Below are 22316 nucleotides of genomic sequence, written 5' to 3' on the forward strand. Positions count from 1 at the left end.
CGGCTCGCGCCCCCGTCGGCGGTGCCGGGACGCACCGTGGACCCGACCGGCGTCGTGGCTGTTCGGTGCCGTCCCGCCGGACGGCCCGGCCGGAGCCGGGAAGCCCGGCACGCATCCCCGGCGTGGCGGCGCGGAGCTCAGTCGGCCATCTCCGGCACGGACGGGGGGCGGGATCCAGGCCCGGCATGATCCGGCCCGTCCGCCTGGTCCGCCGGGTCGGTCGCGGCTCCCGGCATCGTACGCATCCTGGTGAGCGGCGACAGCGCGACTCCGCACAGCACGAACACCCCCGAGCAGCCGGTCGAGATCCAGAGGGCCTCCCGCACCCCGGCCGTGGCCGCGATCAGACCCGCGACCGGGCCACCGAGCGCACCGAGCCCGAACATCACGGCACGTACCGCCGCGTTCATGCGGCCCAGCAACGACGGCGGCGTCACGTTCTGCCGCACGCTCATGATCACGATGTTGACCATCGTGAGCCCCAGTGACCCGAGGAACCAGGCGACCGTGTACAGGACGCCCAGGACGAGGGTCGGCCCGCTGGCCGCCGGCAGCAGCAGTGCGGGGACGAACGCCACGCAGAGCGCGCCCGCGTAGACCCGGCCGAGGTGCAGCCGTTCGATCAGCCGACGGCAGATCATCCCGCCGATGATCCCGCCACCCGCGCCGATCGAGAAGATCAGGCCCAACATCGAGGAGGGGACGTCCTGTTCGCGCACCGCGAACAGGATGAACATCGGCTGCGTGGCGGAGAGGAAGAAGTTCGCCAGGCCACCGACCAGGGCGATCCACCGCACCAGGCGGTTCCGCGCGACGAACGCGAACCCCTGCGCCAGCTCCGTGCGGATCCGCCGCTTCACCGTGGCCGGCGGTGGCTTCTCCTCGGTACGGATGAGCAGCAGGGAGATCACCGAGCCGAGGTAGGTGACCGCGTTCGCGGCCATCGCGACGGGCGCGGACAGCAGGTTCACCAGCGCTCCCGCCACGCCGGGTCCGGCCGCGTCGGCGGTCGCGGACGTCGCGGCGAGCTTGGAGTTGGCATCGACAAGGTACCCGGGATCGCGAATCAGGGTGGGTACGAACGACATCCAGCTGATGTCGAACAGCACCGCACCCATCCCGACACAGAAGGTGATCATGAGAAGTACGGGCATGTTGAGTTGACCGAGCCCGGCCAGCACCGGTATCAGCCCGATCAGCACCATGCGGACGACGTTCGCCCCGATCATCGCCGTACGGCGGCGGTGACGGTCGACCCAGACCCCGAACAGCGGCCCGAACAGCAGGTACGGCACCATCTGCAGGAACCGTAGGATGCCGAGCTGCTCGGGCTGGGCATCGAGGGTGATCACCGCAGTCAGCGGAAGTGCCAGAACGGTGATCTGCGTGCCGAACAACGACAGGGTCTCGCCCGACCAGAACGTGACGAAATCCCGGTTGTGCCAGAGGCTCCGCCGGACCACGGTGTCACCCGACCCCACCCCGGCCGGCGCCGTCACGTCCGGACCTCCCGGGCCGGCGCCGCACACGCCTCGCGTAGCGCCTCCTTCAGCCGCGCACCCAACGCCGCCAGGCCCGCACCCCGCCAGAGCGAGAAGTGATCGCCCGGCACCGTCACGGTGCGTACCCGCGTTGCCACGTCCGCCCACCGCAGCGGTCCACGCGGCGAATCCTCGCCGTCGATGACCAGCACCGGGTCGGGGTAACCGGGTTCCGGCGCGTACCGGTGCAGGGCCTCGACGTTGCGGCGGAACACCTCGAACCGGCGAGCGAGCGTCTCGGCGTCCAACTCCTCGGGGACCAGGTCGGCGCGGCGCAGCAGTCCCCAGGCTTCCGTGACGGGAGCGTCCGACGACCAGGCCCGCAGCGCGGCGACGACGCCCTCCTCAGCCCGACCGCCACCCCCCTCCGTAGCCAGATCGACGGCGAACCTGGTGAGAATCTCGCGCACCGGGGGTGTCGGCTCGGCGTGGTGCATCAGTGCGTCGACGATCACCACGAGCGGCACGACGACTCCCAGCGCCCGCAGCCGCCAGGCCATGGCGTACGCGACCGAACCGCCCATGGACCAGCCGAGCAGGCACGCCTGTCGCCTCCCGCAGTCGTCCGCCACGGCGCGGGCGTAGCGGTCCGCGAGTTCGCGCAGATCAGCGGGGGGCAGGCCGTCGCCGTCATACCCCGGTGCCTCGATGCCCACGACCCGTCGACCACCGAGCGCGCCGACCAGTGGGAGGTAGGTGTAGGCGGAGCCGGAGGCGGAGTGCACGCAGTACAGGGGCGCCGCGTCACCATCCCCCGCGCCGAACGGCACCAGCAGGTCAGAATGCACGGTCGGCCCCTGCTTCGGCCTGCTGGACCGCCCTCGTCGGCCGCGCCGCGACCAGCCGGTCCACCTCGGCCGCGACCGAACGCACCGTGGCATCGGCGAACATGCTGCGCATCCGCAGCTTCACGCCGAATTCCTTGCCCAGGCGGCTGACCACCCGCATCGCCTGCAGCGAGTTCCCACCGGCCGCAAAGAACGCCACCGCCGCACTCACCCGGTCGACTTCGAGCACCTCGGCGTAGATCCGGGCGACAGCCGTCTCGGTGCCGCCCTCCGGGGCGACGTAGTCCTGCTCGGGATCGGCGTCGACCGGATCCGGCAGGGCCTTGCGATCCACCTTCCGGGCGGTGGTCAACGGCAGGCTGTCCAGGAACACCCAGGCCGTCGGGATCATGTAGTCGGGCAGTCGTTCGGCGAGGTGGGCGCGCAGTTCCGTGGCGACCGGCTGCCGGTCGGCGGCGGGGGAGGCGTAGCCGACCAGGCGGGCCTCACCCCGCCGGTCCAGCCGCATCGCCACCGCGGCGACGCCGACATCCGGGTGCGACATCAGCGCGGACTCGATCTCCTCCAACTCGATCCGCAGGCCCCGCATCTTCACCTGTCCGTCGCCGCGACCGAGGAACTCCAACTGGTAGTCCCGGTTCCAGCGCACGATGTCGCCGCTGCGGTACACCCGGCCACCGGGGTGGAACGGATCCTCGACGAACGCCCTGGCGGTCAGCTCCGGCTGGTTGAGGTAGCCGCGGGCGAGGCCCTCCGCACCGCCGATCAGCAACTCCCCGGGAACGCCGCGGGGAACCAACCGACCGGCCTTGTCGACCACGTACATCCGTCGGTCGGTGAAGGGTTTGCCGATCGGCGGCGCGCTGCGCGCGGGCTCGTGCGGGCATTCGTAGGAGGTGCAGCCGACGGCTGCCTCGGTGGGACCGTAGCAGTTGATCAGACGGCGTCCCGGCAGGTTCCACTTGGCGACCATCTCGGCCGGTACCGCCTCGCCACCCGCCATGATCTTGCGCAGATCGGGGTACGGTCCACCCTCGACCAGCGCCAACATCGCCGGAGACATGCAGATGTAGGTGACCCGCTGCCGGCGCATGAGCGCGGCGAGTGCGGCGGGCGAGGTCCCGGTCTCCTTGTCGACGAGGACCAGACTCGCTCCGGCGGTGAGACCGGCGAAGATCTCCCCCTGGGACATGTCGAACGCCAGCGCCGCCAACTGGAGCATCCGGTCGTCCGACCGCAGGTCGAAGACCCGACGGTAGGAGGCGATGAACGACTGCAGTGCGCGGTGTTCGATGAGCACGCCCTTGGGCCGGCCGGTCGAGCCCGAGGTGTACAGGACGTAGGCGAGCGCATCCCTGCCGACCTCGGCCCAGGGCTCCGCCGCGGCCCCCGCCTCGACGAATGCCGCGCGTTCCTGGTCGATCTCCACGATCGACCACGGACCCGTCTCCGGAATGCGGTCCCGGACGCGGCTCTGCGTCAGCACGACCGGCGCAGCCGTGTCCCTCAGGATGTACTCCAGTCGGCCCGCGGGGTGCGAGGGATCCATGATCGCGAAGGCGGCACCCGCCCGGAGGACGCCGAGCAGCGCGACGAGCGCGTCGAGGTCACGCTCCACCGCCACGGCCACGACCTGGCCGTCGCGCACGCCCCGGCCGCGCAGGAACGCGGCCAGCTCGAACGCCCTGCGGTCCAGCTCGCGGTACGTCAAACTGTCGTCCTCGTACACGGCGGCGACCTGGTCGGGCTGCTCCTGCGCCCTACGGGCGATAGCGGCGTGGACCGGCTCGTCGGCATGGACGAGCAGCTGACCGGTGCCGGCCGCCAACAGCGCCCCGATCTCCTCCTCGTCGAGCAACGGCAGTTCCGACACCGGCCGCGTGGGCTGTCCGCAGGCTGCCGAGAGCACCTGCGTGAGGTGACGGACCAGGGCCTCGACCCGCCAGTCGTCGAAGAGGTCGAGGGCGTACTCGACGAACACCCGCAGCCGGTCCGGTGACTCGACGAACGTCAACGACAGGTCGAAGCGCGCGCCGAGCGACGGCGCGTCGATGGCCTCCGTGGTCAGTCCGGGCAGGTCCAGAGCGGTTCCGGCAGTGAATTCGGTGAGGAACTGGGCGCAGACCCCGAACAGCGGATTGCGACCCGGGTCGCGGTGCGGGCGGAGACGGTCGACGACGCGTTCGAACGGCACGTCCTGGTTGTCGTACCCGTCGAGCATGGTGTCCGCGACCCGCGCCACGAGCTCGGTGAAGCTGGGGTCGTCGTGCAGGGTGGTGCGCAGCACCACCATGTTCGTGAAGTAACCGACCACCTGCTCCAGGTCCGGGTCGGTCCGGCCGAGAGTGGCAGTGCCCAGGCAGATGTCGTCGTGCCCGCTGTACCGGTTGAGGAGCACGAGCAGCGCGGCCGACAGGACCACGAACGGGGACACGCCCTCGCCGGTGGCCAGCGCACGGACGAGCTCGACGGGCAGCTCGGCGCTCGCGGTTCCGCTGGCGAAACTCGGTTCGGCCGGGCGCGGCCGATCGGTGGGCAGTTCCAGCGGAGCGGCCCCGTCCAACTGCCCGTGCCAGTACCGGAGCTGCTCCTCCAGGTCGCCGTTGTCGAGTGCGGCGCGCTGCGCGGCGGCGAAGTCGAGATACCGCACCGCCGCGGCCGAGTCGGCGGGCTTGGGCGGGGCCGGCTCGGTGCCGGCCAGGGCGGCGGCGTACTCGTCCGTCAGCTGCCTGAGCAGCAGGCTGGTCGACCATCCGTCGGTGACGATGTGGTGGAAGGAGAGCGACAGCACGTGTTCGTCCGGGCCGCACCGGAACAGCTTGAACCGGTACAGCGGGCCACCGGTGAGGTCGAACGCCCGGGCGGAGTGCTCGCGCAGGCCCGCTGCGAGCGCGGCCTCACGTGTTTCGGGCGTCTCGTCGCTCAGATCGCTGATCGGCAGCGGCACATCCGAGAATGGAGTGATCACCATCCCCGGCACCCCGTCGACGGTGGTAACCGTTCCCCGCAGCAACTCGTGCCGCCGGACGAGTGCGGTGAGAGCGGTCCTGAGTGCTGCGATGTTCAACGGCCCGCGAATCCGATGGGCCACCGAGACGTTGTACGTGGCGAGCCCGGGTGCCATCTGCTCGAGAAACCACAGCTGTTCCTGGCCCACCGACAGCCGTGCCAGCCGAGTTTCCGAGCCGTCATTTGCGATCACTGCACCCGCTCCAAACCGATGAGACACCGGACAGTCCTGTCGGCGCTATGGTCGCGGCTTCCGCACCTCACGTCTTGTACGTTCCTGACCTTTTTCCAACCGCCAGCCGCGTATTTGCGGGGGATATTTCGGCCCTTACTATGTCCGGGTGTTCCTGGCGATTCAGCGACGGTGGAGGCAGAGATGACCAGCAAGGTCCTGACGATCGGCGCCCCTCTGGATGAGCTCCACGAGCGGCGGCTGAGAGCGGTGACCGCCGCCTGCGAGAGACTCGGCACGCTCCTGCGCTCCTCGGCCCCGGCACCTGCCAGCCCGGCCGTGGGACTGCTGCGCGCCCTGGCGTCCGCGGGAAGACTCGCGGTGAGCGCCGAGGACGAGGAGGCCGGGCCCTGGACGCTGGCCTATGCGCCCTCGCCGGCCGCGCTCGCCGCGGTGGCAGGCGGATCGACGTCCTCCTGGGGCGCCCGGCTGGACGCCAAGCAGAAGAAGGCGCTGCGCCGGGCACCCGGGGCGGTCTTCCGCCTACCGTTCGTCGATCCCGTGACGGGTGCGGCGAGCGGCGGGGCGCTCAGCACGTTCACGACCGACTGGTCGCCGTTCACCGCCGCCTGCGCGGTGGCCGTCCACCCGGACCACGAGATGCTCGCGGGGAGCGAGGTGCGTCCGCGTCCCTACTTCAGTGGCCGCCTCGTGCGCCATCCGTTGCACGGCGATCTGCTGCCGGTGTGGGTCGCGGACTGGGTCAAGCCCGAGTTCGGCACGGGCGCGGTCATCGTCAACCCGGCGCACTCGGTTGCCGACCTGGAGTTCGCGCGCAGCGTCGGGCTTCCGGTCCGGTTCGGTCTCGGACCGCACGAACCCGGTGCCGATCCGGCCAGCTGGCTGACGCCGCCGGTCATCAAGACCGGGATGACGCTCCGGGCGGGCCGGCACGACGGCCTCAGCCACGAGCAGGCGGTCGACGCATACCTGAGTGACCTGACCGAGGCCGGTCACGCCGAGCGGGGCGAGTCCTTCTCGCTCGGTCGGGTACCGCTCGCCGTGGTGACAGCAGACCCCGCCGGAGAGATCCGCTGGTCGCCCGGGTTGCGGGCGCGCAGCTTCACCGCAGAGGCCGGGACGGCCGCGGCCGTGTCCGCGTCGCTGCGGGCCACGCCGCTCCTCAGCGCGGCGACCGAATTCGAGGCGGCGTCCATACTGGTCTGCCCCGCGGACGCGGTCGGAGCCGACCTGCTGTGGCTGCGTCTGCTGATGTTCGACCTCAATGTCAAGCACGCGCCGGTTCTGGTGGTGCCGGTGGCCCGCATCGGCTCCGCGCAGGGCGTGGAGCCGCAGTGGCTGGACGCCTCGCTGCTCGTCGCCGGCCGGCCGGACGAGACGGTCTCGGTGAAGCCCCAGCTGGGCGAGCAGATCGGACGGATCGCGAAGGACCACGCGGCGATGGGCGTCGGCGGCGGGGAACTGGAGAGCGCACCGTCCCCGGTGGCCGGGCAGATCTTCACGGCGCTCTCCACCGCCGACTTCGCGGCCGCCTTCAAGGCGGTCGGTCCGACCGCGAAGACCGTCCGCCGCGGCGGCGCGATCGGCGAGTCCGAGCGGGCCGCGTTCCTGACCGCCCTGTTCGTGCTCCTGGGACTTCCGCTGCCCGAAGGATTCTCCGCGGACGCGCTCGAAGGAACGTTCACGATGTGACCGGGCTCGATCAGTGCCGCGGCCGGTGGTGCCCGGCCCGCCGTAGTCGGGGGATGCGACACGCGGTGCGCGGCGGGCACCGCAGCGGCCGTCCTCCGCCGGTGGCCGCACCGGGGAAACCGGTCCTCGTCGGGCCCGCCCGGTCTCGGCCCCGGTCGGCCGCACCGGGTCGACCGGGGCCGTGGAGAGGTGAACCTTGCTGAAGTCTTGTGCGGCCTTGTCCACTTCTTGCGGCGCGCTCCGGCTGCCACGTCAAGAACGTACAAGACCGGCCGGTGGGACGATCGGCATCATCGACTCGTGCACGGGGAACAACGACGACCCCCTGGGCGCGAGGACCGCCCGGCTACTCCACGACGCCCTTCGGTAGCCGGCCCCGCAGGACGCCCGGCCGCCCGCGGGCGAACCCCGTCGGACCGGCCGACCGCCGATCGGCCGGTCCGGCCCCCGGTCAGCCGGTTCACCTGCGCAGGCGCATCCGCTCCACGGCAGCGTGTCGGCTGTCGTCGAGACGGTTACCCACGGTGGCCCGGTCGATCCTGGGTGTCATGATCGTCGTTGACGAACGGACTGGGGCGTCGTTACCATAGCGCCCACGAGCCCGTGCGCTGCTCGTTGCTGCGCAGCCCACCCGCTCCGCGCCTACCCGTAGTGGCGAGATCAGGCCCTGCCGCCGTCGTCGGGTAGCGGTTCCGCCTGACAATCGCCGCATTTGCGGGGGTAACTAGTGCCGGTTACGCAGTTTCGTGTCCTCGGACCGCTCGACTGTCAGGCGAACGACACGACGATCCGGATCAACGGAACGAAACAGCAGACCGTCCTGGGCATGCTCCTGCTGGCCGACGGTAAACCGGTGGCATTGTCCCGGCTCGTGGACGCGGTGTGGGACGAGGTCGCGCCGTCGACCGCCTCCAAGCAGATCCGCAACGCGGTGTCAGACCTGCGTAACCTGCTGGTCGGCACCGGTGTGACGATCAGTCCCGTCGGTGACGGCTACCGGCTCGACCGTGCGGGCGCAGCACTCGATCTGGAGGATTTCACCAGGCAGGTCGAGCTGGCCGACCGGGAGACCGATCCGGTACGCAAGATCGATACCCTGCGCTCCGCCCTGTCGATCTGGCGCGGCCGGGCGTTGACGGGGCTGACCGGTGCGCTGCTGCTGTCCCAGGTCGTCAGCGTCGAGGAGTTGCGACTGACCGTTCTTGAGCAGTGCATCAATCTCGAACTGGAACTCGGCAGACACGCGTCGCTGATCGGTGAGCTGACGGCGACGGTGGCGGAGAACCCGTTCCGCGAACGCTTCGTGGCGCAGCTGATGATCGCCCTGTGTCGTTCGGGTGCCCGTGCGGACGCGTTGCGGGTGTTCGACACCACCCGCCGTCTCCTCCGCGACGAGCTGGGCATGGACCCCGAAACCCAGTTGAAGGACCTGCACCGCAGGATCCTCGGCAGCGATCTGCCGCCCGCCGCCACCGAGCCGGAGGCGACACCCGAGCTGCCCCGTCCACGGCACACCCTGCCCGGCGAGGCGGTGCGGCTCACCGGCCGCGAGCGGGAGGAGGCCACGGTCCTGCAGGCGCTGCGGCGACATGCCGAAGGACTGAGCGTGGCCCCACCGGCCATCGTCGCGATCGACGGGATGGCCGGTATCGGCAAGACCGCGTTCGCCCTGCACCTGGGCCGGCGGCTCGCGGCGGCGTATCCGGACGGCCAGATCTTCGTCGACCTCGGTGCACACGGCATAGGCGGCCGATGGGCGGAGGCGTCCTCGGTCCTGTCCATGCTGCTGCGCACCTCCGGCGTGCCCGCCGAGGCGATCCCGCCCGACCTGGAGGGACGCTGCACGGCCTGGCGCACCTGGCTGCTCGGCAGGCGTGTCCTGGTCATCCTCGACGATGCCGCGAGCACCTCCCACATCACGCCGTTGCTGACCGGCGCTGCCGGGTGCCTGACCATCGTGACCAGCCGTCGCCGGCTGCCCAGCCTGCACTCGACCTGCCAGCTGTCGCTGCCGGAATTCACCATCGCGGCGGGTCGTGACCTCTTCAGCAGCGTGGTGGGGGACAACCGACCGCTCGCCGAGACGGCGGCCGTGGACGAGATCCTGCGACACTGCGGACGGCTGCCGCTCGCCATCCGCAGCGCCGCGGTCCGCCTGCGCAACCGGACCAGTTGGAGCGTGTCCTACCTGGCCGCGCGGCTGGCCGACGACGCGTCCCGGCTCGCCGAGCTGAACACCGAGAACACCGGGCTGACCGCCGCCTTCGACATGTCCTTCTATTGGCTGGATCCCGAACACCAGCGACTGTTCCGGCTGCTCGGCCGCATCGATGTGGAGGACATCGAGCCTGATCAGGTCGCGAGGATGGCCGGCCTGTCCGTCTCCCGGGTCGACCGGCTGCTCGAGGAGCTGGTCGACTTCCACCTGCTCAAGGCGATCGGGCAGGGCCGTTACCGGATGAACGAGCTGGTTCGGGCCTACTCCCTGCAGCTGACCTGAGGCGGCACCGGCCCCACGGGACCGGTTCCCCGGCTCCGGTGTGTCCCGCCGGCCGTGGTCTGCCTTCTGCCTCCTCGGTGGTGGTCGCCTTCGTCGCGTTCCGCGCTGCCGGGCGTCAGGTCTTGGGGAATGGCCGAGGACCGTCCGAGGACGTGCCTCACTACGGTTGCGGCGCTGGCTGATCCAGGTTTCCGAAACCTTGAAATCAACCGCTCCCCAGACAACCGGCACCAAGCGAGCAGCTCGGGAGTTGATAATGTCGGCGCCACCCGTCCCGCCCCTCCAGACCCCGACCATCGAGGTTCTCGACGCCACCCTCCGCGAAGGCTCCTACGCGGTGAATTTCCAGATGGACGAGAATTTCGTCGCGTCCCTGCTGTGCCGCCTCGACGACACGCCTATTCAGAAGATTGAAATCGGGCACGGTATCGGATACGAAGCCGAGCGGGCCGGGTTCACGCCCAGCAACATCAAACTCGACCGGTGGTGCGAGATCGCCCGGTCCAACCTCACCTCGTCGTCGTGGGGCATGTTCGCCCAGCCGGAGTTCAGCCGGCTGTCGATCCTGCGTGAACTGTGCGACCAGGGCATGTCATTCGTCCGGATCGGCATGGAGGCCAACCAGGTGCCGGAGAACCTGGATTACCTCGAGGAGGCGGTCGGGATCTGCGACCAGGTCTACCTCAACCTCATGAAGGTGAGCGCCACCCCCGCCTCGGAGATACCCAAGCTGCTGAGTGGGGTCACCCCGGACATCGCCGGGCTGTACATCGTGGACTCCTACGGCTCGATGCTGCCCAGCGACGTGAAGGAGTACATCGACGTGGTGAGGGACCTGTGCCCGGTGATCGGCTTCCACGGTCACGACAATCTCGGCATGGCGAACGCGAACAGCATGGCCGCGCTGGAGACCGGTGCCGCGATCGTCGACGGCACGTTGGACGGGATCGGTCGGGGCGCCGGCAACGCGGAGACCGAGTCGCTCGCCAGCATCATCAGCATCCTCGGCGAGGACAAGTACTCCTACCAGGCCCTGGCCCGCATCGCGGGATACTGCCGGGCCAACCTCGAACGACTCCCGGAGAACCGGAACCTGCAGGTCCTCGGCGGCGTCATCGGGGTGCACTCCGGCTACTTCCCCTTCATCGAACAGATCTGCGCGGAGTACGGTCTCGAGCCGGCGAGCCTCATGGAAAAGGCGGCCGAACTGGCCCGGCGCAGCGTGCACCGCAACGACATCCGCGAGGCGGCCGACCGGATGGTCGCCGCCCTGGCGGCCGAGATGAAGTCCCTGGAAGCCCCGGTCGCCGGAGGTGCCAGGTGAGGCTGGCGCGATTCGCCGTCGAGGACGGCCACCAGATCTTCGCCGCCCGGGACGGCGACTGGGTGCCGCTGTCCACCGTCCAGGGAACGCTCATGACCGACCTGGTGGGGGAGGCCCACCGAGCCGGGATCGCGGAACAGGTCAGCGCGGGACAGCCGGGCGACGTGACGCTCGCCGACGCCGCCACCGTCCTCGACAGCGGTGACATCTGGGGCGCGGGACTGAACTACCGGGGTCACTCTGCGGATCTCAACACCGATCAACCGGTGTCCGGACCCGGCTCCTACCTGCGGCCGCGAGGGTGCCTCATCGGCAATGGGCAGCAGATCTCGCTGCCCTCGCAGAGCAAGCGCGTGACGGCGGAGGCCGAGTTGGGGCTGGTCGTCGGTCGCGCCTGCAAGAACGTGAGCCGCGGGGCGTGGCGTTCGGTCATCGCCGGGGTCACCGCCGTCCTCGACATGACGGCTGAGGACGTGATCCGGGAGAACCCCCGCTACATCCCCTGGGCCAAGGGGTTCGACACCTTCTGCAGCGTGGGACCACAACTGGTGACCCTGGACGAGTTCGACGACGACGAGCTCCAGGCGATCCGCGTCTCGACGGTACGCAACGGCGAGGTTGTCGCCACCGCGCCCGTCTCCGAGATGAAGTACGACCTGGGCTACCTGGTGGAGTACTTCACCGCCGGCCGCACCCTCACCGCCGGAACCGTCATCTGCACCGGTACGCCGGGAGCGGCGGTCATCACGCCGGGCGATGTGATCAAGGCTGTCGTCGACGGCGTGGGCACTCTCTCACACACCGTGGCATGAGAGCGGGGGAAGCGACCATGACGCAAGGTTCCATCGTGTCGGCGGTGGAGGACGCCATCCGGAGCCACGGGCGGCACGAGGCCCTCGTCACCGGTGACCAGGTGATCACCTACCGGCAGTTCGGCGAGTACGTCAACGAGTTCTCCGCCAAGCTCCAGACCACGGCCGGCCCCGGGGAGTTCGTGGGGATCGAGGCCACGCGGAGCGCCGCATCGATCGTCGCCATGATCGGCGCATTGGTCGCCGGCTGTCCGTTCGTCTTCATCGACCCGCGCGACAGCAGAGCACAGAACGCGAGCAAGGTCACCTCGCTCGACATCAAGGTGGTGGCCCGCACGGCGGACTCGTCACCGATCCCCGTGATCGCCGCCGCCTCGACGCTGCCGTGGGGCGCGGACGAGCAGCAGCCGCGGGTGATCGACCTGGCGGCGGAGGGTGCGGACCGGATCGCCTACGCGATCCACACGTCGGGCTCGACCGGTGAGCCCAAGTGCGTACTGGTCCGGTTCGATCCGCTGGCGCAGGTGATCCGGGACCATGTGCGGCGGCTGGCGATGACGACGCGGTCCCGCACGCTCCAGTTCGCCCGGTTGACCTTCGACGGCTGCATCACGGAGATCCTCTGGACGCTGACCTCCGGCGCATGTCTCGTGGTCCTCCCGGAACAGCAGCTGCGACCGGGCGGCATGCTGGGCGCCACGCTCGAGGACTTCCGGATCACCCATCTCAAGACCACGCCGTTCGCGCTGACGGCGACCGAACCGACGCCCACCATGTGCCTGCAGCACGTGATCAACGGGGGTGGGGCGTGCCGCCCGGCTGTGGTGCGGAAATGGTCCGAGGTGGCGGCGTTCCACAACGCCTACGGGACCACCGAGACCACGATCTGCAGTCTTCTCACCGACCCGCTCACCCCCGACGAGTGCGCCGACGGGGTGCCGCTCGGGGATATGGTGGGCGAGGGTGCCTTCCACCTGGAGCCGCTGTCGACACCCGCGGACGACGCCGCAGGCGGCCGCGCGACGCGGGGAGAGCTGGTGCTCACCGGCGGTTGTGTGGCGCTCGGTTACCTGACGCCTACGGGTGTGCAGCGTTTCGTCGACGGGAGCGGGGCGCGGATCTACCGCACCGGCGATGTGGTCGAAGAGCGGGACGGACGGCTCTTCTTCGTGGAACGGGTCGATCGTCAGGTGAAGGTGCGCGGTTACCGCATCGACCCGGGCGAGATCGAGAGCGCCGCCTGCCGATGCCCCGGGGTCGTCGAGTCGGTGGTGACCGCCGAGTCGCACGACGGCTTCGCTCAGGCCTCCGCGGATGCTCTGGTCTGCTACTACCTGGGCGGGGCCACCGTCCGGGAGGTACGTCGGCACCTGGAGTCGGTCCTCGACGGCTACAAGGTTCCCTCGGTCATCCAGCAGATCGGCGCGCTGCCGTACACCCCTAACGGCAAGGTGGACCGGGACGCGCTGCGGGCCGGTCGCCGCGTCGAGCCGGACACCGCCGCGGCGGTCTCCGTGGCCGAGCAGATCCTCCAGCTCGTGCGCCGTCTCACCGGGACCACCGACGCCAGCTTGGCGGACAACTTCTTCGACATCGGAGGCGACTCGGCCTCGACGCTGGCCCTCGTGACGAAGCTCAAGGAACTGGGCTGGATGGACGTCGGTGTCCGGGACGTCCTGCGCGCCGAGAACCTCCAGTCGCTTGTCGTCGAGTTGTCCGAGAGGAGTGCGTGACGCCGTGTGCGGGGTTTGCGGGACATACTCACCGGCCGGCGGCTTCGATCGTGGTGTCGTCGCCGCCATGCACTCCCGGATCGTCCATCGTGGGCCGGATGAGACCTACTCGCTGAACACCGGGACGGTGTCGGCCAAGCTCGCCCGCCTGGGCATGACCGGACTGGTGGACGGCTGGCAGCCGGCGGAGGACCGCAGCGGTCGCTACCTCGCCATGACCAACGGTGAGGTGTTCAACCACCGGACGCTCCGCGAGCGATGCGGTACCGACCTGGGGCACAACGGGGTCGACGTCGCCGTGATCCCGGAACTCGTCGCACGCTACGGGATCGACGGGCTCGCCATGGTGGATGGCCAGTTCGCCACCGTGATCGTCGACCGGGCCGAGAACTCCCTGCTGCTCGCCCGGGACCGGTTCGGGATCTGCCCGCTCTACTACGTGACGGATGACGCGCGGGTGCACTTCTGTTCCGAGATCAAGCCACTGGTGCGGTGCCTCGACCGGGCCTGGAGGGTGGACATCGGCGCGATCGACCAGTATTTCTCGCTGGGGAACATCGTCGCGCCGCGAACCCTCGTGGCCGGGCTGCTCGCCGTGCCACCCGGCTGCGCTGTCCGGTTCGACGCCGACGGGCACCAGACCATCCGTTACTGGCGTTACGGCGACGTCGAGGAACACGGGCGGCCGGTGTCCGCCGAGGAGCTGCGGGACAGCGTACGGCAGTCCACACGGGACCGGCTGTGCGCCGACGTGGAGATCGGCGCCTATCTGAGCGGTGGATTCGACTCCACCGCGATCGTGCTGGAGTGCAGCAGTCTCCTCGACCGGCCGGTCCGGACGTTCTCCGTCGTCTTCGACGATCCGGCGCTCGACGAGGGCCGGTTTCAGCGCGAGGTCGCGGAGAAGGTCGGCAGCAAACACGAGCAGATCCGGTGCGGCCCGCAGGATGTGCTGTCGAGGTTCGAGGAGATGGTCCGTCACTGTTGCTACCCGCAGCGCGAGACCTACAACGTGGCCGCGATGATGCTGGCCGAGGCCGTGCACGCCAACGGCATCAAGGGTGTGGTGTCCGGCGAGGGCGCCGACGAACTGTTCTTCGGCTACGACTCGTACGCGTTCGACAGCGCGACCCGGTTCAAGCGCTCCGGTCGCACCGAGAACGAACAGGCATGGGGTAACCCGGATTTCAGCTGGGAGGTCGACTGGCGTCGGCTCGACGAACGCCGGACGGCGTACCTGTCGTCCAGTGCTCTCGACGCGGTCACCGGAAACGAGTTCTGGCGGTCCAGGCTGATTCCCTTCTCCGACGAGGAGGCCCGCCGCCTGTCACCGATGCAACTGCGCTCCGTCGCGGACGTCTACGTCCAGCTCTCCGGCCACCTGCTGGGCGACCACGGCGACTCCATGCTGATGAAGACCTCTCTCGAAGGCCGGTACCCGTTCCTCGGCAACCCGGTCGTCGCCGCCGCCGCGCGGGTGGGCGACGACGCGAAGGTCGTGGACTTCGAGGGCAAGTCCTGCCTCCGGGCCGCCTACGAAGGCGTCGTTCCCGAGTCGGTCATGCGCCGGGGAAAGCACGGCTTCACCGCCCCCGACCTGGCGTCGGTCACCGGCCCGACCTGGTCCCGCTGGCGTGAGCTCGTCGCGGCCACCGGCCTGTTCACGCCGAACTGCCTGGACCCGAGCCGTCTCGACCGGCAGGACAAGTGGGACTACCGCCTCGGCGTCATCAGCATCTCGCTGGTGATGGACGAGCTGGGTCTCGGCTCGTGACCCCGGACAGGAGGGCTCCCACCGGCCCGGACATCGCCGTCCTTCCCGGTGCGGGCTCCTTCGGTGGCGAGTTGCGCCCGCTCATGCAGGCGTTCGGGCCGCCGGCCTGGCTGGTCTGCTATCCCGGTCGGTTCGGCAGGGGCTTCGGCCGGCCCGCCCTGTCGTTCGACCATGTGGTGCGGTCCTGCGTCGACCAGGTGGCGGCCCGGCGAAGCGTCCGGCCGGTGCTCGTCGGGCACAGCTTCGGCGCGTACGTCGCCTTCGCGGCGGCCGCCGAGCTGGAGAGGTCCGCGACCGGGCCGGCCGCGGTGGTGGTCGTCGGGGCGATGCCGCCCCACCTGTTCTCGGTGTCCGAATCGGTCACCCGGAGCCGGGCGGCCCTGGCCGCGTACCTCGACGAGATGAACCCGGAGTTGCCCTCCTCGGGCGAATGGCGGGAGGTCGTCATCGACACCGCCATGAGTGACCTGACCCTGCTGAGGGAGTTCGACCCGGTCCGGTGCGGTCCGCTGCGGTGCACCATCCTCGCCGCCCGAGGCGAGACCGATCCGCTCACCACGACGGCCGGCCTCGCCGAATGGGGCCGGTCGACCCACGGGGACTTCGCCCACCGGGACTTTCCCGGCGGTCACACCGACCTGCTGGGCAACGCCGCGTTCCTGGCCTGGCTGCGCGGCGAGCCGTCCGTCCGGTGGGACGTCTCCGTTCACGGATAGCCGGCCGCGTCGTCCGACGGGCCGGACCGCAACATCTTCGACCGCTCTCGCGGTGACGGTATTCAGGGAGGCACTTCATGCTGCGCAAGACAGTCCTGGCGGACCTACGGAAGGCACTGCCGGAGCGGGACGTTCCAGCGGTCGAGGAATGCGCCACACGCCTGTACGAGTCCCTGCCGTACCAGGACGACCTGGCCCGGAACACCGTCATGGTGGCCTACGGTGGCGGGAAGGACAGCGCCTATGCCGTGGCCTTCGTGCGTGCCGTCCACCTCGCGCTCGCCGAACGGCACGGCGACACCTTCCGGCTGCGGGTGGTGACCATGCGGCACGGCGGTATGCCGTACCAGGTGATGCTGAACATCGACCGGTCCTACCAGGCGCTGGGTCTCTACGACGACCCGCGCGTCGAGCTGTTGCTGGTGGAGGGCCAGCAGGTCCGTCCGTTCGAGCGGGACCGCCCGATGCCACACCGGCTGATCGAGTTCAACCGCACCGACATGCTCATGTCCGGGCACCGCAGCTACGGCGACGGTCGCGCCACCTTCTGTAACGCCTGCAACCTGAACGTGGCCAGCTCCTTCGGCGTCGCGGCCCGGCACGGGGACGGGGTCGACCTGATCATCACCGGTGACTCCCCACAGGAGCAGCGGGACTACGCCCTGTGGATTCGCAAGCTGTCCCGGGAGGCCGGCGTGAAACCGGCGGACAGCAGGAAGGGCTTCAAGGGCACCCTGGAGACGCTCAACGGGCTCGCCATCGCCTATTTCCGCGAGATCCACGGCGCCGACGACGTCGATCGGATCCAGGAGCGCGCGGTGATCTCGGACGTCCCGGCCACCCTGCAGTTCTTCTCGATCTACGACTACACGAGCTACGCCTCGGGCGCGCACTGGCGTCTGCTCTCGGACTTCCTGCACTTCGTGTTCGACGAGGTCGCCTTCAACTTCACCGAATCCGACTGCGCGAATCCGCTGATCATGGCGCACCTGCGCGGGCTGCGGACCGAACGGGTGTACCAGCGCTCCTACCGCGAGGGTGTGGGACAGTACGTCGACTTCGCCCTGGGCCTGATGCGTCGCAAGAACTTCCCGGAGCACCTGGTCGAGGAGATGCGCCTGCGGTACGACACCGAGGAGGGCATCGAGCGCACCCGCAGAACGGCGACCGAGTACGCCGAGGACGCGTTCGGTCTCACCACCACGCAGCTGGTCTGCATGGTCTATTCACCGTTCGCCGCGGGCGCGACCCACCTGCACGAGTTCCTGGCCGCTGAGCACCCGGACCTGCTGATGGACGAGGACCGCATCCGTGCCGTGCTGACCGGCTCCGACCACCGCACCCTCGTGCCGCGTCTGGAGCGCATCAGCGGCCTGAGCGTGAACGACCTGCGGGTCCTGCACGACGGGGCGCTGTGGTCGCCGCGTACGGACGTCTCCGACCAGGCGCGGGTTCTCCAGCGGGTGATGACGACCGACCCGCACCAGAAGGTGATCACCGCGAAGCGCAACCCCGCGGGCGACGAGATGGTGGACCGGGTCGCCGGCCGCTGACCGGCGGCCGTACCGCAGAGCGTTCCTGGAGGGTGGATGGATCTCGGTATTGCCGGACGGACGGCTCTGGTCTGTGCGTCGACCGGCGGTCTCGGCCGGGCGATAGCCGAGCAGCTGGCCGCCGAAGGCGCGCGTACGGTGGTCTGCGGTCGCCGGGAGGCACTCGCGAAGCAGATTGCCGCCACGCTGCCGCGCGCCGTCGGCGTCGGCGTCGATCTCCTCGCCGACGACGGACCGGCCGAGCTGTTCGCGGCGACGGTCGCGGCATTCGCGGCACCGGACATCCTGGTGCTCAACGGGCCCGGTCCTCGGCCGGGCGCGGCGGCGGACATCGGTGTCGACGCGGTGGACGCGGCGCTCGATGCGTTGGTGCGGCAGCACGTCAGGTTGGTGTCGCACGCGCTGCCGGTCATGCGGAGGAGGCGCTGGGGGCGGATTCTCGCGGTGGGTTCGAGCGGGGTCGCGGCCCCGTTGCCGAACCTCGCGCTGTCGAACCTGGGCCGCGCGGCGCTCGCCGGTTACCTCAAGACGCTGGCCACCGAGGTGGCTGCGGACGGCGTCACGGTGAACATGCTCCTGCCGGGTCGCATCGAGACCGAGCGGACGGCGGCGGTCGACGCGGCCAACGCCCGGCGAGGCGGCCGCACCGTCGCCGACACCAGGGAGCTCTCCATCGCCACGATCCCGGCGCGCCGGTACGGCCGTCCGGCGGAGTTCGCGGCGACCGCCGCGTTCCTCTGTGGAGCGCCGGCCTCGTACATCACCGGGACCGCGCTACGGTGCGACGGCGGCCTGGTCCGCAGCCTGTAGCCCGGTTCGGGGGCACACCGACGGCAGGAACGGGAACCGCCGGCGCGGCTCCGTTCCTGCCGTCGGTGTGCCCGCCGGCACCATCCTGCGCCGCCTGTTCGACGCCGCCGGTGCCGGCCATCGTGAGCCGGGCGACCCAGACACGTCCGCGGTCGACGACCTGCCCACGCCACCCCGAACGGGAGCGACGACGGGGGCACCGCGCGCAGCGCGCCCCCGGGCCGGCGGATCAAATTATGCTATTGGCCCAAAAACTCCCGAGAACTGACCCGCGTAAATCAGCACCGATCTCCTGAGTAAATCAGTTTCCCAGCCTATGGAACGGGTGTTATTCGTGTCGGCGGGCAGCCCTGCCGGAGCCTGACAGCGTGACCCGCCGCGGGGCCGAGAAATCTGCTGATGTCTTGTCGGTGCCTTGTTTTCGGTGGAGGCTTGGGCCAGAATGGGCGTGCCATGTCCATTGGCCAGCTGCTATTTGACGCCGTGGTCCGGCCAACTCGACGACACCGACCCAAGCTCGTACGGGGGCGTGGGCGGGAGGGTGGTGGCGCTATGGCCGATTGGGATTTTCGCCTGCTCGGCACAGTAAAAGTGCTGGTAGACGGGGTGCCGCTCGTCCTCGGGCCGGTTAAACAGCGGCTGGTGCTGGCCGTGCTCGTGTCTCATGCCGGGCAGGTCGTCTCGGTCGACAGCCTCGTTGATCGGGTCTGGGAACGCCCGCCTTCCGCCGTGCGCAACGCGCTGTACGCCCACATCTCCCGGATTCGCCGACTACTGGCGAAGGTGGACAAATCCAATGCGGTGATGATATCACGAACATCGCAGGGTTACACACTCGAAGCATCGCCCGACATCATCGACGTCCGCAATTTCTTGAGCCTCGTCGAACGGGCGCGAAGCGAACCTGACCAGGGACGTAGGGCGGCTTTACTCGGTCGAGCTTTATCGCTGTGGCGTGGCCCCGCCATGGCCGACCTCTCCGGCCACTGGGTGAGCCGTACGCGCGAAACGTGGGGACAGCAACGGCTGACCGCTGCCGTCGAATGGGCGAAACTGGAGACGGGCAACGGTCACCCGGACGTCGTGATCGACACGCTGACCGCCCTGACCATGGAGAATCCGCTGGCCGAGTCCATCGTCGCGGAACTGATGCGGGCGCTGCGGGCGGCGAGCCGCAGCGCCGAGGCGATCAACTGGTACGCCCGGACCCGTGAGCACTTCCTGGACGTCCTCGGTGTCGAACCGGGCCCCGAGTTGAACGAACTGCACGTGTCGATGCTGCGGTCCCGCTTCCGCACCCAGGGCGCTCAGCTACCGGTTCCGGAGAGCAGCGAACCGGCGAGGGCGGTCACCTCCTCCGTGCCGGCACAGTTGCCTGTCGACGCGGCGGTCTTCGTCGGCCGCACCGAGCGGCTGGCCGAACTCGACAGCCACCTGGCGGCGGGTGCCGGACCGGGGGGAGTCCGCGTGGTGATCTCCGGGTCGGCCGGTGTCGGCAAGACCGCGCTCGCGACGCACTGGGCACACCGGGTCCGTCACCTTTTTCCCGACGGTCAGCTCTATATCAACATGTACGGGTACGCCAATCGGGTGCCGGTCCGTCCCGCGGAGGCCCTCGCCCAGTTCGTCCGGGTCCTCGGGGCACCGATGCACACCATTCCGCTGGGGGTCGACGAACTCTCCGCGCTGTACCGATCGCTGCTGGCCGACCGCCGGGTGCTCGTGGTGATCGACAACGTGGCCGCGGTGGGCGACGTCCGTCCACTGCTTCCGGCGGCGCCCGGATGCATGGTCCTGGTCACGAGCCGGAACCGGCTCCGCGGGCTGGTGGCCCTGGACGGGGCGTACCGGCTGCAACTCGACGTGCTGACCCCCGACGACGCGACCACCATGTTCCATCACCTGCTCGGCACCCAGGCCCGGAGCACCAGGCCGGAGACCATCGGGGCACTGGCCGCCGCCTGCGCCTACCTGCCGCTCGCCATGCGTATCGCGGCCGCGACGATCGCCGACCGGCCGGGGCAGTCCGTCGAGCAGTACATCGACAGACTGAACGTCGACAACCGGCTCGACCTGCTGTCCACGGGTGACGACGAGCGCAGCATGGTGGGCGTCGCGTTCGATCTGTCGTACCGCATGCTGCCGGCCCGGGCACGCACCATGTTCTGCCTGCTCGGTGTCGCGCCCGGACACGACATCTCCGTGTCCGCGGCGGCCGCGCTGCTGGGGGACACCACCGCCACGGCGGAGCTTCTCCTCGAGCAGTTGGTCGGCAGTCATCTGCTGGACGAGCGCAGCCCCGGCCGGTTCACCTACCACGACCTGCTGCGCCTGTACGCCAGGAGACAGGCGCAGATCGAGATCACCCCCGAGACGCGGCGCGCCGCCCTCCGTCGACTGCTGGACCACTACCTGCACACGGCGGACGCCGCCGCCCGTCAGCTGTACCCACAGATGTTCCGGCTGCGGCTCCCCGATCCACCACGCGGCGTGCCGGTCATCCCGCTCGACGACCACCAGGCGGCACTGGGCTGGCTGGACAACGAACGACCCAACCTCGTGGCGCTCGCCAAGGGTGTCACTGACAGCGAGACACGCCCGTTGATCTGGATGCTCGCCGACACGCTGCGGGGATACCTCGCGCTGCGCCAGTACATGCACGACTGGTTCACGATCGCCGAGGCGGGCCTGGCCGCCGCGTGCGCCGAGGACAGCGCGATCGGGCAGGCTGCGGCGCATCACAGCCTCGCCCAGGCCTGCCACAGCATCACGCGCTACGCCAAGTCCATCACCCACCTTCGCCAGGCCCTGGCGCTGAGCGAGCAGGCCGGCTGGTCGGAGGGGCACACGGCGGCGCTGTGCAACCTGGGCATCGTCTACAGCGATCTCGGCGAGCTGGACGCGGCCGTCGCGCACTTCATGCAGGCTCTGCACGCCAACGAGGCCAACAACAGCCTCGCCGGCATCGCGGTCAACCTCAACAACCTCGGCGACACCTACCGGCGGATGGGCAAGCTGCCGGAAGCGATCGACTACCTCACCGCCGCGCTGGTTCGCTACCGGATGCTGAAGTCGCCGACCGGACAGGCGGGCGTACTGACCGCGCTGGGCGGGGTCCGCCGGGAACTGGGCCACCTGACCGCCGCCACCAGCCTGATCAGCGACGGTCTGGAGATCCATCGTGGCATCGGCGACCGTTACGGCGAGGCGACCGCCCTGATCGAGCTGAGTCGGGTACGGGCCGAGGGTGGTGAGGGCCGGGCCGCGCTCGCCACCGCGGCCAAGGCCTTCGAACTGAGCAGGGAACTCGACGACCGGCAGATCGCCGCCGACGCCCACAACGCGATCGGGCAGGCATGGGCACTCCAGGGCGACGACCCGGCGGCCCTCACCCACTTCGAGCAGGCCCGGATCAGCGCCCAGCAGGCCGGGTCGCTGCGCCCGGAGGCGGAGGCCCTGATCGGATCGGCGGTGCTGTTCGTCCGGACCGGCCGTCTCGGCGAGGCGGCCGATTGGGCCGGCCGTGCACTGGAGATGACCCGCCGAGCCGGTTACCGCAGCCTGGAACGGCGTGCCGCCGCCGCGCTGGAGGCCGCGCGGCGACCCCCGCCCGCCGCGCTGGTGTCACACCAGCGACGCGACAGGGCGGCGGGGGTGCCCGTCGGGGGCCGACCAGGCGGTGACCCCGCCGAAACGCGCTGACCGACGCCGACCGCCCGTCCGCCGTCTCCGCAGGGTGCCTGCGGCAGGTCGACGCGGGGGCGTCCGGGGTCGGTGACCGACGGGCGACGTCGGCGGGAATCTGTCGGCATGTCGACACCAGCCCCCATTCGCTACCGGAACCGGCCGTGACCTCGGCGGATCGCTCCGG

Annotated in this window: 13 protein-coding genes; 10 read left to right on the forward strand and 3 right to left on the reverse strand. The window is 69.9% G+C overall.

Annotated elements, in window-relative coordinates; all coding sequences use genetic code 11:
• Nucleotides 1-137: 137 nt before the first annotated feature.
• The 3 genes from GA0070623_RS00100 to GA0070623_RS00110 are packed head-to-tail and all read right to left on the reverse strand — an operon-like array spanning nucleotide 138 to nucleotide 5558.
• On the reverse strand, nucleotides 138-1499 hold the full coding sequence (locus tag GA0070623_RS00100; protein WP_084261030.1) for an MFS transporter: 1362 nt from the start codon (nucleotides 1497-1499) through the stop codon (nucleotides 138-140).
• Complete coding sequence (locus GA0070623_RS00105) at nucleotides 1496-2329, reverse strand: thioesterase domain-containing protein (RefSeq protein ID WP_157746943.1); 834 nt, start codon at nucleotides 2327-2329, stop codon at nucleotides 1496-1498. The genes GA0070623_RS00100 and GA0070623_RS00105 overlap by 4 nt, the downstream gene beginning before the upstream one ends.
• Nucleotides 2319-5558 (reverse strand): non-ribosomal peptide synthetase, encoded by a 3240-nt coding sequence (locus GA0070623_RS00110; RefSeq protein ID WP_231932603.1) that lies wholly within the window; start codon nucleotides 5556-5558, stop codon nucleotides 2319-2321. The genes GA0070623_RS00105 and GA0070623_RS00110 overlap by 11 nt, the downstream gene beginning before the upstream one ends.
• A gap of 156 nt (nucleotides 5559-5714) precedes the next feature.
• On the opposite strand from GA0070623_RS00110, the gene GA0070623_RS00120 reads away from it, so the two are divergent.
• From GA0070623_RS00120 to GA0070623_RS00165, 10 genes are all read left to right on the forward strand, one after another.
• Nucleotides 5715-7223, forward strand: a complete 1509-nt coding sequence (locus GA0070623_RS00120; protein WP_067301606.1) for a class I tRNA ligase family protein — start codon at nucleotides 5715-5717, stop codon at nucleotides 7221-7223.
• An 826-nt stretch (nucleotides 7224-8049) separates the two neighbouring features.
• Nucleotides 8050-9723, forward strand: a complete 1674-nt coding sequence (locus tag GA0070623_RS00125; RefSeq protein WP_067301604.1) for an AfsR/SARP family transcriptional regulator — start codon at nucleotides 8050-8052, stop codon at nucleotides 9721-9723.
• A gap of 256 nt (nucleotides 9724-9979) precedes the next feature.
• On the forward strand, nucleotides 9980-11047 hold the full coding sequence (locus tag GA0070623_RS31295) for a beta/alpha barrel domain-containing protein (RefSeq protein WP_084261021.1): 1068 nt from the start codon (nucleotides 9980-9982) through the stop codon (nucleotides 11045-11047).
• The gene (locus GA0070623_RS00135) at nucleotides 11044-11859 is read left to right on the forward strand and encodes a fumarylacetoacetate hydrolase family protein (RefSeq protein WP_067301601.1); all 816 of its coding nucleotides are present in this window, start codon (nucleotides 11044-11046) and stop codon (nucleotides 11857-11859) included. The genes GA0070623_RS31295 and GA0070623_RS00135 overlap by 4 nt, the downstream gene beginning before the upstream one ends.
• Before the next feature lie 17 nt (nucleotides 11860-11876).
• Nucleotides 11877-13592: a non-ribosomal peptide synthetase gene (locus GA0070623_RS00140; RefSeq protein WP_067301598.1), complete on the forward strand. Its 1716-nt coding sequence runs from the start codon at nucleotides 11877-11879 to the stop codon at nucleotides 13590-13592.
• Between the two features lie 67 nt (nucleotides 13593-13659).
• Entirely contained in the window at nucleotides 13660-15366 is a 1707-nt protein-coding gene (gene asnB / locus GA0070623_RS00145) for an asparagine synthase (glutamine-hydrolyzing) (protein ID WP_231932604.1), read from the forward strand.
• A complete protein-coding gene (locus tag GA0070623_RS00150; RefSeq protein ID WP_157517431.1) occupies nucleotides 15363-16082 on the forward strand; it encodes a thioesterase II family protein in 720 nt (239 codons plus the stop codon). The genes asnB and GA0070623_RS00150 overlap by 4 nt, the downstream gene beginning before the upstream one ends.
• Nucleotides 16083-16159: 77 nt before the next feature.
• Nucleotides 16160-17635 carry a hypothetical protein gene (locus GA0070623_RS00155; protein ID WP_067301591.1) on the forward strand — a complete coding sequence of 492 codons (1476 nt, stop codon included), beginning with the start codon at nucleotides 16160-16162 and terminating at the stop codon, nucleotides 17633-17635.
• A gap of 36 nt (nucleotides 17636-17671) precedes the next feature.
• The gene (locus tag GA0070623_RS00160) at nucleotides 17672-18445 is read left to right on the forward strand and encodes an SDR family oxidoreductase (RefSeq protein ID WP_067301588.1); all 774 of its coding nucleotides are present in this window, start codon (nucleotides 17672-17674) and stop codon (nucleotides 18443-18445) included.
• A 552-nt stretch (nucleotides 18446-18997) separates the two neighbouring features.
• A complete protein-coding gene (locus GA0070623_RS00165) occupies nucleotides 18998-22147 on the forward strand; it encodes an AfsR/SARP family transcriptional regulator (protein WP_172898348.1) in 3150 nt (1049 codons plus the stop codon).
• Nucleotides 22148-22316: the final 169 nt, after the last annotated feature.

Source organism: Micromonospora rifamycinica, from assembly GCF_900090265.1.
Classification (GTDB): Bacteria; Actinomycetota; Actinomycetes; order Mycobacteriales; family Micromonosporaceae; genus Micromonospora; species Micromonospora rifamycinica.

Excerpts from the sequence above, each read along its gene's own strand:
- GA0070623_RS00140 (WP_067301598.1), top strand. The coding sequence starts at position 11,877 with ATGACGCAAGGTTCCATCGTGTCGGCGGTGGAGGACGCCATCCGGAGC.
- GA0070623_RS31295 (WP_084261021.1), top strand. The coding sequence starts at position 9,980 with ATGTCGGCGCCACCCGTCCCGCCCCTCCAGACCCCGACCATCGAGGTT.
- GA0070623_RS00160 (WP_067301588.1), top strand. The coding sequence starts at position 17,672 with ATGGATCTCGGTATTGCCGGACGGACGGCTCTGGTCTGTGCGTCGACC.
- GA0070623_RS00125 (WP_067301604.1), top strand. The coding sequence starts at position 8,050 with ATGCTCCTGCTGGCCGACGGTAAACCGGTGGCATTGTCCCGGCTCGTG.
- GA0070623_RS00155 (WP_067301591.1), top strand. The coding sequence starts at position 16,160 with ATGCTGCGCAAGACAGTCCTGGCGGACCTACGGAAGGCACTGCCGGAG.
- asnB (WP_231932604.1), top strand. The coding sequence starts at position 13,660 with ATGCACTCCCGGATCGTCCATCGTGGGCCGGATGAGACCTACTCGCTG.
- GA0070623_RS00120 (WP_067301606.1), top strand. The coding sequence starts at position 5,715 with ATGACCAGCAAGGTCCTGACGATCGGCGCCCCTCTGGATGAGCTCCAC.
- GA0070623_RS00165 (WP_172898348.1), top strand. The coding sequence starts at position 18,998 with ATGGCCGATTGGGATTTTCGCCTGCTCGGCACAGTAAAAGTGCTGGTA.